The 16,637-nt window shown below is 74.6% G+C and carries 16 protein-coding genes; 12 read left to right on the top strand and 4 right to left on the bottom strand.

The genetic code is table 11. From position 1 onward, the window contains the following. Window positions 1–380 precede the first annotated feature (380 nt). Genes AP234_RS31055 through AP234_RS31040 form a run of 4 tightly spaced genes read right to left on the bottom strand, consistent with a single transcriptional unit; the run spans window position 381 to window position 5,934 of the window. The gene (locus tag AP234_RS31055) at window positions 381–2,651 is read right to left on the bottom strand and encodes a xanthine dehydrogenase family protein molybdopterin-binding subunit (RefSeq protein WP_055483314.1); all 2,271 of its coding nucleotides are present in this window, start codon (window positions 2,649–2,651) and stop codon (window positions 381–383) included. Further along, window positions 2,648–3,358, bottom strand: coding sequence for a 4'-phosphopantetheinyl transferase superfamily protein (locus AP234_RS31050; RefSeq protein ID WP_055483313.1), 711 nt, complete (start codon window positions 3,356–3,358; stop codon window positions 2,648–2,650). The genes AP234_RS31055 and AP234_RS31050 overlap by 4 nt, the downstream gene beginning before the upstream one ends. Before the next feature lie 15 nt (window positions 3,359–3,373). Next, window positions 3,374–4,687 (bottom strand): cytochrome P450, encoded by a 1,314-nt coding sequence (locus tag AP234_RS31045; RefSeq protein ID WP_083502598.1) that lies wholly within the window; start codon window positions 4,685–4,687, stop codon window positions 3,374–3,376. A gap of 32 nt (window positions 4,688–4,719) precedes the next feature. Then, window positions 4,720–5,934 (bottom strand): cytochrome P450, encoded by a 1,215-nt coding sequence (locus tag AP234_RS31040; protein WP_055483312.1) that lies wholly within the window; start codon window positions 5,932–5,934, stop codon window positions 4,720–4,722. A 142-nt stretch (window positions 5,935–6,076) separates the two neighbouring features. On the opposite strand from AP234_RS31040, the gene AP234_RS31035 reads away from it, so the two are divergent. From AP234_RS31035 to AP234_RS30980, 12 genes are read left to right on the top strand one after another with little or no spacing between them, the layout of a single operon-like run. Beyond that, window positions 6,077–7,204 (top strand): steroid 3-ketoacyl-CoA thiolase, encoded by a 1,128-nt coding sequence (locus AP234_RS31035; protein ID WP_055483311.1) that lies wholly within the window; start codon window positions 6,077–6,079, stop codon window positions 7,202–7,204. A 2-nt stretch (window positions 7,205–7,206) separates the two neighbouring features. Beyond that, window positions 7,207–8,427 carry a CaiB/BaiF CoA transferase family protein gene (locus tag AP234_RS31030; protein ID WP_055483310.1) on the top strand — a complete coding sequence of 407 codons (1,221 nt, stop codon included), beginning with the start codon at window positions 7,207–7,209 and terminating at the stop codon, window positions 8,425–8,427. Next, the gene (gene fabG / locus AP234_RS31025; protein ID WP_200926798.1) at window positions 8,428–9,189 is read left to right on the top strand and encodes a 3-oxoacyl-[acyl-carrier-protein] reductase; all 762 of its coding nucleotides are present in this window, start codon (window positions 8,428–8,430) and stop codon (window positions 9,187–9,189) included. It abuts the gene before it with no gap. Then, window positions 9,186–9,578: a FabA/FabZ family ACP-dehydratase gene (locus tag AP234_RS31020; RefSeq protein WP_055483309.1), complete on the top strand. Its 393-nt coding sequence runs from the start codon at window positions 9,186–9,188 to the stop codon at window positions 9,576–9,578. Before fabG ends, AP234_RS31020 begins: the two co-directional genes overlap by 4 nt. Further along, window positions 9,568–10,107 (top strand): 3-hydroxyacyl-ACP dehydratase FabZ family protein, encoded by a 540-nt coding sequence (locus AP234_RS31015; protein ID WP_063843154.1) that lies wholly within the window; start codon window positions 9,568–9,570, stop codon window positions 10,105–10,107. Before AP234_RS31020 ends, AP234_RS31015 begins: the two co-directional genes overlap by 11 nt. After that, the gene (locus AP234_RS31010; protein WP_055483308.1) at window positions 10,104–10,358 is read left to right on the top strand and encodes an acyl carrier protein; all 255 of its coding nucleotides are present in this window, start codon (window positions 10,104–10,106) and stop codon (window positions 10,356–10,358) included. The genes AP234_RS31015 and AP234_RS31010 overlap by 4 nt, the downstream gene beginning before the upstream one ends. 4 nt (window positions 10,359–10,362) lie before the next feature. Continuing rightward, window positions 10,363–11,568 carry a beta-ketoacyl-[acyl-carrier-protein] synthase family protein gene (locus tag AP234_RS31005; RefSeq protein ID WP_055483307.1) on the top strand — a complete coding sequence of 402 codons (1,206 nt, stop codon included), beginning with the start codon at window positions 10,363–10,365 and terminating at the stop codon, window positions 11,566–11,568. Beyond that, window positions 11,565–12,656 (top strand): beta-ketoacyl synthase N-terminal-like domain-containing protein, encoded by a 1,092-nt coding sequence (locus AP234_RS31000; protein WP_055483306.1) that lies wholly within the window; start codon window positions 11,565–11,567, stop codon window positions 12,654–12,656. The genes AP234_RS31005 and AP234_RS31000 overlap by 4 nt, the downstream gene beginning before the upstream one ends. Next, window positions 12,634–13,773: a beta-ketoacyl synthase N-terminal-like domain-containing protein gene (locus AP234_RS30995; RefSeq protein WP_055483305.1), complete on the top strand. Its 1,140-nt coding sequence runs from the start codon at window positions 12,634–12,636 to the stop codon at window positions 13,771–13,773. Before AP234_RS31000 ends, AP234_RS30995 begins: the two co-directional genes overlap by 23 nt. A 1-nt stretch (window position 13,774) precedes the next feature. Beyond that, the gene (locus AP234_RS30990) at window positions 13,775–14,653 is read left to right on the top strand and encodes a beta-ketoacyl synthase N-terminal-like domain-containing protein (protein ID WP_055483304.1); all 879 of its coding nucleotides are present in this window, start codon (window positions 13,775–13,777) and stop codon (window positions 14,651–14,653) included. After that, complete coding sequence (locus tag AP234_RS30985; protein WP_152990720.1) at window positions 14,650–15,543, top strand: alpha/beta fold hydrolase; 894 nt, start codon at window positions 14,650–14,652, stop codon at window positions 15,541–15,543. Before AP234_RS30990 ends, AP234_RS30985 begins: the two co-directional genes overlap by 4 nt. After that, window positions 15,540–16,484: an acyl-CoA thioesterase gene (locus tag AP234_RS30980; protein WP_200926797.1), complete on the top strand. Its 945-nt coding sequence runs from the start codon at window positions 15,540–15,542 to the stop codon at window positions 16,482–16,484. Before AP234_RS30985 ends, AP234_RS30980 begins: the two co-directional genes overlap by 4 nt. Window positions 16,485–16,637 lie beyond the last annotated feature (153 nt).

Raw genomic sequence — 16,637 nt, 5'->3', positions numbered from 1 at the left:
CGCGTGTGGGTCGTCAGCCGCCCGTCCTCCCAGACATGCAGCGAGACCGCCGGTCTCCTGGAAGAGTTCGCCGTGGACGAGCCGATCCGCCTGCCCGCAGCGGTCGGGACAGCGATCAACGGTATCCCGGCGAACCCGGCGGGAGCGTCTGCCCGATCAGGTCGCGGACGGAGAACGTCTAGAACTCCCGCCAGGTAACCGATATCCGGGGGTAGGGAGCGAGGACCGCACGCGAAACCCGCGACCGGCGGGTTTCGCAGCGGACCGGAGCTTCCTCCCGGCGCATCCCGGGCCCCGCGGAAATTCCGAGCCTGCGAGGAATTTTCGTGGGTGGAGGGACCGAAGCCGCCGGATACCGGTGACATTACGTGACCGATGCTCTATGGGGTGGGGGTGGCGTTCTGGAGCGCCTGCCAGACGCGTTCGGGAGTCGCGGGCATGTCGATGTGGGTGACGCCCAGGTGGGAGAGCGCGTCCACCACGGCGTTCTGCACCGCGGGCGGCACGCCGACGGCCCCGGACTCGCCGATCCCCTTCACGCCGAGGGCGTTGCCCGGCGCGGGGGTCTGCATGGCCAGCGTCTCGAAGAACGGGAGCTCCGCCGCCGAGACGAAGGCGTAGTGGTGCAGGTCAGGGTGGAGCGGTGTGCCGTCGGGGCCGAATCCCGCCTCTTCGAACAGGGCCTGTCCGATGCCCTGGGCGAGACCGCCGTGCACCTGGCCCTCGGCGAGGAGCGGGTTGAGCAGCACGCCGGCGTCGTCGACGGCGACCAGCCTGACCAGGCGGGTCCTCCCGGTCTCGACGTCGACCTCGACCACCGCCAGATGCGCGCCGGACGAGCAGGTCCCGCCGCCGGGCCGATAGACGGCCGAGCCGCGGATCGGCCCGTCCGTCGCCAGCTCCGCCCAGCTCAGCTCCTCCCGGCCCGGCTCGGCCCCGTCCTGCCCCGGCGTGAGGAAGCGCCCGCCGTCGAAGGCGACCAGCTCGGCGTCGACGCCGAGACGCTTTCCCGCGCGCATGCGGGCCTCCTCCACCAGCGCGAGCGCGGCCTGGTGTACGGCGAGGCCGCCCGTCTGCAGCGAGCGCGAGCCGCCGGTGCCGCCGCCTTCCGGCAGCGCGTCCGTGTCGCCCTGCCGCACCTCCACCTGGCCGGGCTCGACGCCGAGCGCCTCGGCGGCGAGCACGGCCCATGCGGTCGGATGCCCCTGGCCGTGGCCGCAGGTCCCGACGGTCGCCACGAAACGGCCGTCCACCCCGAGCGTCACCTCGGCGTGCTCGGGCCGCATGTCGGCGCCGGTCAGCTCGGCGAACACCGACAGGCCCAGACCGAGCTGCAGCGTGTCGCCCCGCTCTCGCCTGCGGAGCTGCTCGGCCCGCAGGGCGGGGTAGCCTGCCGCGGCGAGCAGCCGCTCCAGCGCCGCGTGGTGGTCGCCGCTGTCGTAGGTGGCCCGGGTGAGCGTGGTCCAGGGGAACCGGTCGCGGGGGATGAGGTTGCGGCGCCGCACCTCGGCCGGGTCCATGCCGATCTCGGCGGCGAAGCGGTCCACCATCCGCTCCAGCGCCGCCACCGCCTCCGGCTGACCGGCGCCGCGGTAGGAGCCGACCGGCGCGGTCGTGGTGACCACGCTGGAGGAGGTGAACCGCGCCTTCGGGATGACGTACGGACCCGTCAGCATCGTCCTGGTCCAGAACGGCAGCACGGCCCCGATGCGCGGATAGGCCCCGGCGTCCTGGACGACCGACAGCCGGTAGGCCAGGATGCGGCCGTCGCGGGTGCCGCCCAGCTCGGCCTCCTGCACCTGGCCCCGGCCGTGTCCGCCCACGGTCAGGTTCTCCGTACGGCTCTCGCGCCAGCGCACCGGCCGGTCCAGCCGCCGGGCGGCCCAGCAGACCAGCACGTCCTCGGTCGCGGGGAAGGCCTTGGAGCCGAACGCCCCGCCCACATCGGGGGTGACGACCCGCACGGCGGAGGGTTCGACGCCGAGGGCGGCGGCGAGGGCGTCCCGCCACAGATGCGGGGCCTGCCCGCCGGCCTGGTAGACGAGCCGCCCGTCCTCCCATCGGGCGATGCCGCCGCGGGTCTCCAGCGGGCAGGCGGCGACTCGCTGGTTGACCATGCGCTGGCGCACCACGATCTCGCAGCCGGAGAAGATGTCGGCGCGGCCGGGCGGGCGGGCGAAGGCCAGCTTGAGCGCGGTGTTGGTGCCGGCCTCCGGATGGAGGAGCAGCGTGTCGGCCGCCGCCTCCTCCGGGTCGACGAGCGGCGGCAGCGCAGTGAGGTCCACCGCGACCAGCGCCGCGGCCGTCTCCGCCGCCGCCCGGCTCTCCGCGACGACCGCCGCCACCGCCTCCCCCACATAGCGGGTGACCGGACCGGCGAGCAGCGGCTGGGGCATGTCCTGGCGCAGCGTGCTCGCCGGGGGGAGCAGCGGGGGCAGGTCGACGTCGGCCGCGGTCAGCACGGCCACCACGCCGGGGACGGCTGCCGCGGCCTCGGTGCGGATCGCCTCGATCCGGGCGTGTGCCGCCGTCGAGCGCACCGGCACCAGGTGCAGGCAGCCCGCCAGCACGATGTCGTCGGTGTAGACGCCGCCCGTGGTCAGCAGCTTCCGGTCTTCCGTACGCCGGACGGACCGTCCGATCAGGCTCATGACATTCCTTCCCGGACGCCGGGAGCCCCGGGTCGCGGCAACACGATCGCGGTCAGCAGCAGGTCGGGCAGCGCCAGGAAGCGGCCGTCGAAGCCGCGCGGCGGCACGCCGTTCATACGCGGTGGCGGCACGTGCAGGGCGACGCGGAACCGGCCGGTCACGTGCGCGCCCGCGACCTCGGTGATCTCGGCGGGCTCGACGGTGACGGTCGCGTCGAGGAACCCCAGCCAGGCGCCGGTCAGCGGCGCCCAGGTCTTGTACACGCTCTCCTTGGCGGAGAACAGCAGCCTGTCCCAGTGCACGCCGCCGGGCGCGGCGCCGATCCAGCGCCGCTCGGCCGCGCTGGAGATCCGGGGCAGCACCACGGCGGGCAGCGGCTCGTTCGGTTCCGCGTCGATGCCGATGGACAGGTACGACACGGTCGGACCGGCGGCGGCCGCGCAGTAGCCGCGGCAGTGGGTGATGGAGCCGACGGTGCCGGCCGGCCAGCCGGGCGCGCGGTCGCCCCGGCGGGGCAGCTCGGCCCCCGGCCGGCCGAGTGCGGACAGCGCCGCACGCGCGCAGTGCCTGCCCGCGGCGAACTCCCCGGCCCGGGCGGGGCCGACCGGGCCGAGCGACGTCTCCTCCGCCGCGGGCAGCGGCCCGGCGGTGGAGAAGTCGCGCAGGTGGGCGCCGGCGACGCCGGGCGGGAGCAGGTGTTCGATCACGTCGGGTCCGCGTGGTCAGGCGGGGGTGACGGCGAGCGGAATGCTGGAGTAGGACCGGAACAGGGTGCTCGGCACCCGCACCGGCGGGCGCGCCGCCTCCATGGTGGCCACGTGGGCGGCGAGCCGTTCGAAGACGACGCCGCCCTCGACGCGGGCCAGCGCCGACCCGAGGCAGCCGCGCACTCCGCCGCCGAACCCCACGTGCGGGTTGGGGCTCCTGCCGATGTCGAGCCGGTCGGGGCGCTCGAAGACCTCCTCGTCGTGGTTGGCGCAGCCCAGCAGCAGGAAGACCGACCTCCCCTTGCGGATGAGCCGGTCGCCGATCCGGATGGGCTCCAGGGCGAGCCGCGCGGTGTACTGGATCGGCGCGTCGTAGCGGACGAACTCCTCGGCGGCGGTCGTGGCCAGCCGCGGAGTCTCTCGCAGCCGCAGCCACTCGCCCGGGTTGGCGGCCAGGGCCGAGCAGCCGGTGCACACCATGTTCATCGTCGTCTCGTAGCCGGTGAAGCAGAGGAACAGCACGTTGTCGACGATCTCGTCGCGGCTGTAGGAGCCGGGGTCGTCCGCTCCGGCGGCGAGCAGCCGGCCGAGCAGGTCGCCGTCGGGGTCGGGGCGGCGTCGCCCGGCCAGCTCGTGCACGTACGCGCGCAGCCACTCCAGGGCCTCGTCGGCCTCCTTGCGGTCGCCCTCGGGCAGGAACGGGGTGAACGCCTTCGCCAGGGCGGTGGAGCGGGGCCAGATCTCCGCCCGCGCCTCCCGCGGAATGCCGATGAGCTCGAGGACCACGGTGGCGGCGAGCGGAAAGGCCAGGTCGGCCACGGCGTCGAGGCGGCCGGTGTCCAGCGAGGGGGCGATCAGCTCGTCGACCATCTCGACGATGCGGGCGCGCATCCGCCGGGCCACCCCCGGGCTGAACGCCTTGATGACGAGGTGGTGGAGCCGCCCGTGGTCGGCGGCGTCGCGGGTGGGGATGATCCGTCGGAACACGTCGCGCGCGAGGTTCTCCGCCATCCGGAACTGCGGGTCGTCGGCGGGGAACTCGTTGCCCAGCCTGCGGTCGCGCAGCAGCGCGGCCACGTCGGCGTGCCGGGTGACGCCCCAGCTCGCCGGGTGCACCCGGCACACCCGTCCGGCGGCCCGCAGTTCCGCGTACGCGGGATAGGGGTCGGCGATCACATCGGGGTCCAGCGCGTTGAACCTGGGCGCCCGGCTCGGCGCCCCCGGAGATCGGGCGCCGGTGGGCCGGGCCTCCACCGACCGGGCTCCCCGGTCCGGCCCGGTGCCCTCGCCGGACTCGGGCGCCTGTGGCTGCCCGTCCGCGGTCGCCATGATCCCTGCCTTTCCGGACCGTACGGTCCCGGTCATGAGTCGGCGGCCTCGACCTCGATCGGCACCCGGGCGTACGCCCGGAACGTGCCGTCCCGCCGGGTGGCGGGAGCGGCGGGGGCGAGGACGCGGAAACGGCGCAGCAGCGCGCGGAACACCACGTCGGCCTCGACCCGCGCGAGCGCGGCGCCGAGGCAGGTGTGCGTGCCGCCGCCGAAGGCCAGATGCGGATTGGGGTCCCGGGCGACCAGCAGCTCGTCCGGGTCGTCGAAGCGGGACGGGTCGCGGTTGGCGCTGCCGAGCAGCAGGATCAGCACGCGGCCGGCCCGGATCGTACGGCCGCCTACCTCGACCGGTTCGCGGACCATGCGGGCGATCCCCTGGATCGGGGAGTCGTAGCGCAGGAACTCCTCGACGGCACGGGGCACGAGGCCGGGATCGGCGCGCAGCAGCCGCTGCTGGCCGGGGTGGTCGAGCAGCGCGGCGCAGCCGGTGGCGATGAGGTTGGTGGTCGTCTCGAAGCCGGCGAAGAAGGAGAAGACCGCGTTGTCCACGATCTCCTCGTGGCTGAGGCGGTCGCCGCCCTCCTCGGCCTGGAGCATGCGGGTGAGCAGGTCGTCGCCGGGGGAGGAACGGCGCCGGTCCAGCATCTCGCCGAGGTAGCCGCGCAGCCAGGCGACGGCCGCGTCGGCGGCCGGCCGATCGGCGTCCGGCACGATGGCGGCGAACGCCTTGCCCAGGTCGACCGCGTGCGGCCGGATCAGCTCGTGGTCCGCCTCGGGGATGCCCATCAGCGCGCAGACCGCCATCACGGGCAGCGGGAAGGCCAGGTCGGCCACGGCGTCGAAGGAGCCGCGCGCGGCCACGGGGTCGAGCAGCCGGTCGACCATGCGCTCCAGGTCGGGGCGGAAGGCCCGCACCAGGGAGGGGCTGAACGCCTTGCCGATCAGGCGGCGCAGCCGGGTGTGCTCGGGCGGGTCGCGATAGAGCACGATCCGCCCGAAGAACGCTCCGGCGGCGCCGTCACCGGCCGACATGCGGTGGTAGCTCTCGGGGAACCGGCTGCCCAGACGGGGATCGCGCATCAGACGGACCACGTCGTCGTACCGGGTCACCCCGAAGCTCCCGGGCCCCATCCGGCACAGCGGGCCCGCCCGCCTGAGCTCCCGGTAGACCGGGTAGGGGTCGGCGGCCACCTCGGGATCGAGCGCGTCGAACCTGGGCGGAAGGCCGGACACGGCTGTGGACATGCCCCAAGTATTGTCTTCTATCTTCGTTTTAGGCAATGGCCGAGAACACAAGAAACGCACCTTGTTCGCGCTGGCGAGGTCGGGTTAGTGTGGCGAAGCGGGTATCGGAATAGCAGATACTCCATCGGATCGGAGAGTGCCTGTGGGACAACCGGTGATCGTGGAGGCGGTCCGCACCCCGATGGGAAGGCGCGGCGGAGCGCTGGCCGGTCGCAAGGCGGTCGAACTGCTCCGCCACGTGCTGGTCGAGGTGATCCGCCGGGCCGGCCTCGAAGCGGGGCAGGTGGAGCAGATCATCGGCGGCTGCGTCACCCAGTCGGGAGAGCAGAGTCTGAACGTCACCAGGAACGCCTGGCTGAACACCGGCCTCGACTACGAGGTGGCCTGCACCACCGTGGACGTCTCGTGCGGCTCCGCCCAGCATGCCAACCACCTGGTCGCCGCACTCATCGCCGCCGGCGTCATCGACGTCGGCATCGCCTGCGGCGTGGAGTCGATGAGCCGTGTCCCCATCGGCACCAACCTCTACCAGGGCCCCGGCCACTACAAGACCCCCGACTATCCCTGGGACGACCCGCCGGAGGCGCAGTTCGGCGGGGCCGAGCGCATCGCGGCGCGCGAGGGCTTCACCAGGCGCGAGCTCGACGAGTACGGCCTGCTGTCCCAGCGGCGCGCGCGTGCCGCGTGGGACGCGGGACGCTTCGACCGCGAGGTCGTCCCGATCGACGGCGTGACCGCCGACGAGGGGCTCAGGGACACCTCGGCCGAGGCACTGGCCGGGCTGCGCACGAACGTCGAGGGCGGCCTGCACACGCCCGGCACCACCTCCCAGATCTCCGACGGCGCGGCCGCGATCCTGTGGATGTCGCGCGAGCGGGCCGACGCGCTCGGCCTGCGGCCGCGGGCCAGGCTGCTGCATCAGGTGGTCACCGGCGCCGATCCCTACTATCTGCTCGACGGACCGCTGGTCGCCACCCGCAAGATCCTCGACCGGGCCGGCATGGACGTCGGCGACATCGACCTGTTCGAGGTGAACGAGGCGTTCGCCGCCGTCGTGCTGGCCTGGGCCGCCGCGTACGACAAGGCGGACCTGGAGACCGTCAACGTCAACGGCGGCGCGATCGCGCTCGGTCATCCCCTCGGCTGCTCGGGGACGCGCCTGCTGGTGACCGCGCTGCACGAGCTGGAACGCACCGGCGGGGAGACCGCGCTGGCCACGATGTGCTGCGGCGGCTCGCTGGGCACCGCCTCGATCCTGGCCAGGGTCTAGCCGTGGACCGCGAGACCTTCTACCGAGACGCGCGCGGCGACCTGCCCGGGCCGCTGCACGGCGTGCGCGTGCTCGACCTGACCAAGGTCTGGTCCGGTCCGTACGCGTCCAGCATCCTCGCCGACCTCGGCGCCGACGTCATCAGGGTGGAGATGCCCGGCAACCGGGAGGGGCAGGCGCTGCCCGAGCTGCCCGGCACCGGGCTGCCCTGGTGGCGCCAGATCGTGCACCGCGGCAAGCGCAGCATCGGCCTCGACCTGCGCAAACAGGGGGCGGCCGAGGTGTTCCTGCGGCTCGTGGCCAGCGCCGACGTGCTGCTGGAGAACTACAAGCCCGGCACGCTGGCGGCCTGGGGGGTGGGGTACGAGCAGTGCCGCGCGGTCCGGCCCGACCTGGTGTTCGTCTCCGTCTCCGGCTTCGGGCAGTACGGCCCGCACTCCCGCCGCCCCGGCTACGACCCGGCCGTGCAGGCGGCCGCCGGCTGGATGTCGCTGAACGGCGAGCCGGACGGGGGCCCGCTGAAGGCGCCCACGTTCCTCGCCGACGACCTCGCCGGGCTGCACGCGGTCATCGGCGCCCTCGCCGCGCTGCGCCACCGCGACGCGACCGGCGAGGGGCAGCACGTGGACGTGTCGATGCTGGACGCGATGCTCGCCACCAGCGACGGAAACCTCACCCTGGCCGCCACCGGCGCCCGCCTGGAGCGCACCGGCAACGCGGCCGGCTTCGTCGTGCCGGCCGGCGCCTACGGGTGCGCCGATGGCCACGTCTACATCGCGATCGGGCTGGACAAGGAGTGGCGCGCCTTCGCCGAGGAGCTCGGCCGGCCCGAGCTCGGCCGGGCCGCGGGGTTCGCCACCAATGCCGAGCGTGTCGCCAACCGCGAGGCGGTCGACGCCCTGGTGGGCGACTGGTGCGCGGGCCGTACGGCAGAGCAGGTCGAGGCCGCGCTGACCCGTCGCGGCCTGACCGCGCAGCGGGTGCGATCGTTCGCCGAGGTCGCCAAGGACCCGCACGTCGCCGAGCGGGAGATGCTGCAGGAGACCCGGCTGAGCAACGGCTCTGCCGCCCCCCTGACCGGCCCGGCCGTGAAGTTCTCCCGCACCCCGTCCCGGGTGCGGGCCGGCGCGCCGGAGCCGGGGGCGCACACCGCCGAGATCCTGGACGGTCTCGGCCTCGACGGCGCGGCCCGCGCCCGGCTACGCGATCTGGGGGCGATCTGATTGAGCGAGACCGTCACGGAGGCCCGGGAATCGGGATCCGTACTGGTGACCGGGGTGTCGCGCGGCATCGGCAGGGCCGTGGCCGTACGGCTCGCGGCCGAGGGCTACCGCGTCGCCGGCTGCTTCAGCACCGACACGGAGGCGGCGCGCAAGGCATGCGCGGAGATCGAGTCCTTCGGGACCCGCGGCTACTTCGCGGCCTGCGACGTGCGCGACGACGAGGCGGTCGAGGAGTTCGTACGGCAGGCGGAGGCGGCGGTCGGGCCGCTCACCGCGCTGGTCAACAACGCCGGGGTCACCCGCGACCGGCCGACCGTGCTGATGTCGCCGGAGGACTGGCACACGGTCCTCGGCACCAACCTCACCGGCACCTGGCACCTGTGCCGCGCGGTCGCCTTCCGCTTCGTGAAGCGGAAGGCCGGGGCGATCGTCAACCTGTCGTCGATCGCCGGTGTGCACGGCAACGCCGGGCAGTCGAACTACGCGGCGAGCAAGGCCGGGATCATCGGGCTCAGCAAGTCGCTGGCGCGGGAGGTCGCCAGGTTCGGCATCAGGGTCAACGTGGTCGCGCCCGGTTTCGTCGAGACCGACATGACCGAGGAGCTTTCCGGCAGGCTCCGCGCCCAGGCCCTGGAGAAGATCCCGCTCGGCCGGTTCGGCGAGCCGGCCGACGTCGCCGAGCTGGTGGCCTTCCTGCTGTCCGATCGCGCCTCCTACATCACCGGCCAGGTCATCCAGGTGGACGGGGGGATGGTCCTGTGACGGCGCCGCCGCTGACCGCCGTGGAACACGTCGAGTGGGACCGCGAGCCCGACGGGAGGCTGACGGTCCGGGCCGGAAAGACCGTGACGTCGGCGGATCCGTACATGACCGGGCACTTCCCCGGGCTGACCGTCTATCCCGGCGTGTTCATCCTGGAGAGTGTCGAGCAGGCGGCCGCCGCCGCGCTCGGCGGCCCGCTGCGGCTGACCCGGCTGCGGTCGGTCCGCTTCCTGTCCCCCCTGCTGGACGGTGACGCGTTCCGGCTGACCGCCGTGATCACGCCGGGCGACGACGGCTTCGAGGTGGACGCCCGCTGCGAGCGGGACGACGGGAGTCTCGTCGCGACGGTACGCGTGCGGTTCGCACCGGAGGTGGCCGATGGCCGTTGACCTGTCCCGGAGGCTCGACCACGCGGCCATCCGCGACCTGCTGCCGCACCGCCATCCGATGCTGCTCGTGGACCGGGTCGAGACGTTCGTGCCGGGCGAGTCGCTGGTGGCGGTCAAGGCGATCAGCGCCTGCGAGCCCTGCTACCGGTCCCTGCCCGAGGACGCCGGGCCCGCGGGACACGCCTATCCGGCCAGCCTGCTCATCGAGTCGTTCGGGCAGGCCGCAGCGCTGTTGTGGCTGCTGTCGGTGCCGCGCGCCGAGCCGGCTCCGCCATCGGTGCCGATGTTCGCGGCGGCCCGCGACTGTGTGATCGAGCGTCCCGTCCACCCCGGAGACGTGGTGCGCCATCTGGTCCGCCTGGAGCAGGTGGTCGACGGCGCCGCCTTCGCCGGCGGGGAGAGCAGGGTCGGCTCCTCCCGGGTGGCGTCCTACGCCTCGCTGATGGCGGTCATCCGGCCCACGGACGTCGTGCTCGCCGCAGGGGCGGCCGACGGCGACAACCCTCACGACAGAAGGAGCAGCAGATGAGCCAGCCCGCCGGACACCTGGAGGAACTGCGCGAGATCGTCGCCGAGGTCCTCGAACTGGAGCCGGAGGAGGTCGCCGACGGCGGCGACTTCGTCGAGGAGTACGAGGCCGACTCGCTGCGGGCGATCGAGATCCTGGCCCGCATCGAGAAGAGGTACAAGGTCGAGATCCCGCAGTCGGAGCTGAACGAGATGCGCAACCTCAAGGCCGTCTACGACGTCGTCGCCCGGTACGCGGGCTGGGGGGAATGATCGGATGAGCCGGGTCGTGGTCACCGGCCTCGGTCCCGTGTCGAGCATCGGGATCGGGGTGACCGCATTCCTCGGCGGGCTGCGCGCCGGGCGTTCCGGCGTCTCCCCGATCGAGAGCTTCGACGCGTCGGGTTTCCCGCACCGGCACGCGGGGGAGACGAAGGACTTCCGGCCGGAGGCCGTGCTGCGGCGGCTCAAGCCCGAGGCGTGGGGGCGTTCCTCGCAGCTCGCCGCGGCCGCCGCACGCCTCGCCGTACGGGACGCCGGGCTCGACCCGGGCGGCTCGTGGACGGGCGGCGCCGGCGCGGTCATCGGCACCACGAGCGGCGAGTCGCAGGTCGTCGAGCTGCTGGTCGCCCAGCAGCTCGCGGACGGCTTCGCCGGGATGGACCCCGAGGCGATCAGGCGGCTGCCCGCCGAGCGGCTGGCCTACGCGGTCGCCGAGGAGCTCGGCCTGACCGGCGAGGCGCTCACCCTGGCCACGGCCTGCTCGGCGGGCAACTACGCCATCGGCTACGCCTACGACTGCGTGGCCGGTGGCGAGGCCGACGTGATGCTGGCCGGCGGCGCCGACTCGGTGTGCCGCTGGGCGCACGCCGGCTTCTACCGGCTCGGCGCGCTCACCGAACGCGAGTGCCGTCCCTTCGACGCGGGCCGCAGCGGCATCCTCACGGCCGAGGGCGGCGCCGTGCTGGTGCTGGAGAACGCCGACCACGCTGCGGCACGCGGCGCGCGCGTCTACGCCGAGGTCCTCGGCTACGGCGTCAACTGCGACGCGGGACACATGGTCGCGCCGGACGAGGACAGCATCGCGGCCTGCATGCGCATCGCGCACGGCAACGCCGGGATCCGCCCGCAGGACGTGGACTACATCAGCGCGCACGGGACCGGCACGCCGGCCAACGACCTGGTGGAGGCCAGGGCCGTACGCCAGGTCTTCGGCGACGGCGCGCCGCCGATCAGCTCGATCAAGTCGATGCTCGGGCACACGATGGGCGCGGCCAGCGGATTCGGCGCGATCGCCACCGCGCTGGCCATCGCCGAGGGCTTCCTGCCGCCCACGATCAACTGGACCACCCCCGATCCCGGGATGCCCTGGGTCGATCCCGTGCCCAACACGGCCAGGCCGGCCGAGGTGCGGGTCGCGCAGAACAACGGGTTCGCCTTCGGGGGCAACAACGCGATCACGATGTTCGGAGCGGTGCGATGACCGGGGTGCCGATCACGGGGTGCGGGGTGCTCACCGCCGCGGGCGAGGGACCGGCCGCGCTCGCCGCGCCGGCCGTGGCCGCCGCCGGCGCCCCGGCGGTGCGCGTGGACGTGACCGGGCTGTACGAGGACCTGCCCCGCCCGACCGCCTCGGCGATCGCCGGCTTCGACGTGCGGGCGACCCTGGGCCGCAAGGGCACCAGCTTCTTCGACCGGGCGACCGCCCTGGCGATCGTGGCGTGCGGCCATGCCGTACGGGACGCCGGGCTCGACCTCGAGACCGCCGACCCGGCGCGGATCGGCCTGGTGCTCGGCACCACGACGGGCAGCCTCGGCTCCACCATGGACTACTCCCGGGAGACGCTCGTCCAGGACCGGCCCTATCTCGTGAACCCCGTGCTCTTCCCCAACACCGTGATGAACTGCGCCAGCGGCCAGGCCGCGATCTGGTACGGCTTCAAGGGGGTCAACGCCACCGTGGCCGGCGGGCCGCTGGCGTTCCTCCAGTCGCTGCGCTACGCGATGAACGCGCTCGACCGCGGCTTCGCCGACACGATCCTGGTCGGCGCGGTCGAGGAGTTCACCCCGCAGGCGGCGTGGGCCGCCGAGCTGGCGGGGGCACGGCCGGCGGGCGAGGCGGCCGCCGTGTTCGTGCTCGACCGCCACGCCCGGGCCGGCGGCCCGGCCCTCGGCGAGGTCCTGGCCGTCACGACCGGCTTCAGCCCCACCGGCGGGCCGTCGGTCACCGAGACGCTGGCCGGATGCGTCCGCCGGGCCCTCGCCCGGGCGAACGTCAGCGCTGACGAGGTCGGCGCGATGGCCACCGGCGACCTGCCGGGGGAGACCGCCGAGTCTGACGCGGTGACCACCGTGCTCGGCCGCCCGGTGGCGCACCTCGGCGTCGGCGACGCGCTCGGCGACTGCCGCGCCGCCACCCAGGCCGTGGCCCTGGCCCGGGTGCTGGCCGAGCACAGGTGCGGCGACGCGCCGGACGGCGGGCTCACCGTGATCACGGGCCGCGGCGCCGACGGGGCGGTCACCGCCGCCCTGGTGAGGGGATGGCGGGATGCCGGTACGCATCGCGGGTAGCGCAGTGCGCAGCTGCTTCGGGGACGGCCCGGCCACCTTCGCCGCGCTGCTGCGCGCCGAGTGCGGCGCCCGTCCGCTGCGCCACCAGGACCCCGCCCGGTCGGGCGTCGAGTACGGCTACGAGATCCACGACCCCACGCCCGGTCCGTTCCGGGCGAGCGCCTGGCTGGCCGACTGCGCGCGGGAGGCGCTCGCCGCGGCCGGAGTCGACCCGGCGGCCCGCCGTACGACCGCCATCGTGGGCACCGGCCTGCGCGAGCTGCCCGCCGTCGAGGCCATGGCCGTGGGCGAGGCACGCTTCCACACCGAGTCGCTGCACTTCGGCGCGGCGCTCGCGGGCGCAGCCCCCGGGATCGGCGAGGTCCACACGCTGGCCGGGGCGTGCAGCGCGGGCGGGCACGCGCTGGCGCTGGCCCAGGACCTGATCGAGCTCGGCGAGGCCGACGCCGTGCTCGTCGGCGGCACCGACGCGATGACGGTCTCGATGCTGGCGATGATCGGCCGGGTGGCCGAGACGCCGACGACCCGCGTGCGGCCCTTCGACGCCGACGACCACGGCGTCCTCCTGGGAGAGGGCGCCGTCGCCGTCGTGCTGGTCCCCGACGACCCCGCCGGATCCGCCGGGGCGGCCGGGCGGGCGGGCCACGTGCGGCTGCTCGGCACCGGCCTGTCCTGCGACGCCTGGCACGAGACGGCGCCCGACCACACCGGCATCCTGCGCGCCATGCGCGACGCGTTCGACCGGGCCGGGCGGACCCCCGGCGACGTCGGCGTGGTCTACGCGCACGGCACGGGCACCGCGCTCAACGACCCGGCCGAGGCGAGGGCGCTCGCCGAGCTCTTCGGCGAGTGCGACCCCGGCCCGCTCGTCACCGCCGTCAAGGGCGCGGTCGGCCACACCTCGGGCGGATCGGCGCTGCTCAGCCTGGCGATGGCCGTACACGGCCTGGAGGCGGGGGTGGTGCCCCCGGTGAGCGGGCTGCGACGGCCGCTGCCCGAGGCGGCGGGGCTGCGGCTCGTGCGCGACGCCCCGATGCGCACCGCGGCGTCGACCGTGCAGATCGACGCCTTCGGCTTCGGCGGTGTGAACGCGGTCGCCCTGATCGAGGCGGCCTGAGATGGCGGCGCCGTCCCCCGCGCCCGCGCCGCCCGTAATGTCGGCCGCGGTCACCGCCTACGCCCTGCACGTGCCGGGGGACAAGCCCGGCACGCTGCCCGCCGCGCTGCGCGGGCCCGCCTGCGACGGACCGGAGGCGGCCGAGCTGCTCGGGCGCAAGGGCCTGCTGGCCAAGGACCAGGCCACCCGGCTGGCGCTGTGCGCGGTGCACCGGGCGCTCGGCCGGCCGCCGCGCGCCCCGCGCCCGACCGGCCCGGCCGACCCCGGCGCCGCCGTCGTGGTGAGCTCGAACCTGGGCAACGTGGCGACCGTCGCCAAAATCGCCAGGGAGACCCTGGACCAGGGGCCGCGCGCGGTCAGCCCGATGGACGCGCCCGGCGCGTCGAGCAACGTGATCGCCGGGGCGATCGCCGTCTGGTTCAGGCTCGGCGGGCCCAACCTGACCGTCTGCTCGGGCGCGACGGCGGGACTCGACGCCGTCCGGCTGGCCTGCCTGCTGCTGCGGGCGGGACGGGCCCGGCGGGTCGTGGTCGTCGGCGTCGAGCCGGACGACGCCGACGCCGCGCTGCTGCACGCCGCCAGGGCCGGCGCGCCGCCGGGCGTCCCGCTGCGGGCGGCCGCCGCCTGCCTCGTGCTCGAACCCGCCGAAGCGGCCCGCGCCCCCGTGATCGAGCTCGGCCGCTTCGCCGGCCGGGAGGACGCGCCGGCCGCGTGGACGCCGGGCGAGCTGGCCGGCGACCTGGGCGACACCTACGGCGCGGCGGGCGTGCTGCTCACCGGGCTCGCCGTCGCCGACGTCGAAGGCGGCGGCGGCCCCACCCGGGTGATCTGCGGCGACCCCGAGGACGGCCGGCGCGAGCTGCTGGTGAGGCCGCGATGACCGCGCCGCCCAGGTCACCGCTGTCCCAACCGCCGGGAACGCCGCCGGGAGCGCCAGGTGGAACACCGCCCGGTACGCCGCCCGCGTGGCCGCGGCTGCATCCGCTCACTCGCGGCGACGACGGCGGCGACGTGGTCGTGCTCGTCCACGGCATGGAGGACGAGTGGCGCGGCTGGACCGCGCTCGCCGGGCTGCTCGACCCCGGCTGGCGGCTCTACGCGGCGGAGATGCCGTGGAAGGCGGGCTCCGACCACGCCTGGCGCAGGTACGGCACCCCCGGCGGCTGGCTGCGCGCCGCCCTGGCATCGCTGGACGCCCCGGCCGACCTGCTGATCGGGCACTCGCTCGGGGCCAACGCCGTGCTGGAGGCGCTCACGGGCGGGCCGTCCCCGGCGGCCGCACGCGCGGTGCTGGTGACGCCGTTCTACTGCCCGCCCGAACTGGAGATCTCCTGGCCGGTCTTCGAACGCGCTCTGCGGGACTTCGAGCAGATCATCCGCGAGGGGCTCGAACTGCGCCTCGGCCGCCGCCTCGGCCGGATCGATCCCGACGTGGCCGAGTCGATGCTCGCCAAGATGATCGACCGGATCGGCCCGGTGGGCTTCACCGTGCTGTTCGACCAGTTCCTCGCCACTGCCGAGCTCGATCTCGCCGCCGTGACCGTGCCGTCGCTGGTCATCGCCGGCGGGCTCGACCCCGCGCTCGACGGCGGGCGGGCCGCCGCGCTCGGCCGGCGTCTGCCGTACGGCGAAATCGCCGTGGAGCCGGACTTCGGCCATTTCTGCCAGGTGAACCAGGCCGAGGCGGTGGCCGCGCACGTGCGGTCGTTCGCCGAGCGAGTGCGCGTCCCGGCCCCGCCGGGCGTGCCGACCAGAGAGGAGAACCGGTGACGGTGACCGTCGGGGCCGACCGGACGAGCACGCTGCGCGGCCGGCCCGGCTACGAAGGGGCGAACATCCGCACCTGGGTCGGTTTCAAGCACTTCGGCTATCTCGTCGAGGCCGCCGTCCTGCAGTGGTTCCGCGACCGCGGCCTGGGGCCGGGCCGGCTCTACCACGAGTTCGGCCTCGGGCTGGAGATCGCCGACTGCTCGATGCTGCTGCCCGCCGTGCTCGACGTCGACGACGAGGTGACCGCCACGGCGAAAGAGGTCAGACCGGGCCGCTTCGCCGTACGACTGTCCGTCCGGCGAGGAGAGCCGGGCGAGGAGGTGACGATCTGCCGGGCGAAGGCGACCGTCGTACTCGTGCGTGAGCGGGACGCGCCGGGCGAGGCCCCCCTCCCGGACGGCCCGGTGGCGGCGATGGTGACCGACGGGGTGGCCGGCGCGGGCGGGGAGGCCGCCGACCTCGCGCTGCCGCCGGGGGCCGACCCGATGGAGACGCTGCTCGGCCGGGACCCCGCCGCCTTCGGCTGGTCGCGGCGGGTGCCGTACTTCCACTGCCACTTCTCCGACCGGGTCGCCTACTCCGGATATCTGCGGACGCTGGAGGAGACCGTGGACCGGTTCCTCGCCGACCGTGGCATCTCGGTCGGCCGGATGCTCGTGGAACGCGGCTGGATCCCGGTGGTCTCCAGGTCGCGCGTCACGCTGCTGGCCGACGCGCACATGGAGGAGACCCTGCTGACCACGTTCCGGGTCGAGGAGGTGCTCGGCGGCGTCAGCTACGACGCGCGGATGGACTGTCACGTCCGCCGCGGCGACCGGCTGGTGCACGTGGCGACCGCCCGCATCCTGCACGGCTACGCGGTCAGCCGGGGTCCCGAGGCGGGCCGCCTCGCCGAGCTCGACCCGCCGGTGCTCGCGGCGCTCACCGGAGCGCCGTCGTGAAGCGCGGGCCACGGGTGCACTTCTCCTTCCGCAGCCCCTACAGCTGGATGGCGATCAACCGGCTGGAGAAGGAACTCGGCGACCCGCACCGGGTGCTCGAGTTCGTGCCGTTCTGGGACCCCGACCCGGTGACCGGCAGCGGCCTGGAGGCTC

The organism is Sphaerimonospora mesophila, assembly GCF_001417795.1.
GTDB lineage: Bacteria > Actinomycetota > Actinomycetes > Streptosporangiales > Streptosporangiaceae > Sphaerimonospora > Sphaerimonospora mesophila.
This window is presented reverse-complemented; position numbering and strand designations above follow the sequence as displayed.

Excerpts from the sequence above, each read along its gene's own strand:
- AP234_RS30990 (WP_055483304.1), top strand. The coding sequence starts at position 13,775 with ATGGCGGCGCCGTCCCCCGCGCCCGCGCCGCCCGTAATGTCGGCCGCG.
- AP234_RS30995 (WP_055483305.1), top strand. The coding sequence starts at position 12,634 with ATGCCGGTACGCATCGCGGGTAGCGCAGTGCGCAGCTGCTTCGGGGAC.
- AP234_RS31000 (WP_055483306.1), top strand. The coding sequence starts at position 11,565 with ATGACCGGGGTGCCGATCACGGGGTGCGGGGTGCTCACCGCCGCGGGC.
- AP234_RS31005 (WP_055483307.1), top strand. The coding sequence starts at position 10,363 with ATGAGCCGGGTCGTGGTCACCGGCCTCGGTCCCGTGTCGAGCATCGGG.
- AP234_RS30985 (WP_152990720.1), top strand. The coding sequence starts at position 14,650 with ATGACCGCGCCGCCCAGGTCACCGCTGTCCCAACCGCCGGGAACGCCG.
- AP234_RS31055 (WP_055483314.1), bottom strand. The coding sequence starts at position 2,651 with ATGAGCCTGATCGGACGGTCCGTCCGGCGTACGGAAGACCGGAAGCTG.
- AP234_RS31040 (WP_055483312.1), bottom strand. The coding sequence starts at position 5,934 with ATGTCCACAGCCGTGTCCGGCCTTCCGCCCAGGTTCGACGCGCTCGAT.
- AP234_RS31010 (WP_055483308.1), top strand. The coding sequence starts at position 10,104 with ATGAGCCAGCCCGCCGGACACCTGGAGGAACTGCGCGAGATCGTCGCC.
- AP234_RS31045 (WP_083502598.1), bottom strand. The coding sequence starts at position 4,687 with ATGGCGACCGCGGACGGGCAGCCACAGGCGCCCGAGTCCGGCGAGGGC.
- AP234_RS31015 (WP_063843154.1), top strand. The coding sequence starts at position 9,568 with ATGGCCGTTGACCTGTCCCGGAGGCTCGACCACGCGGCCATCCGCGAC.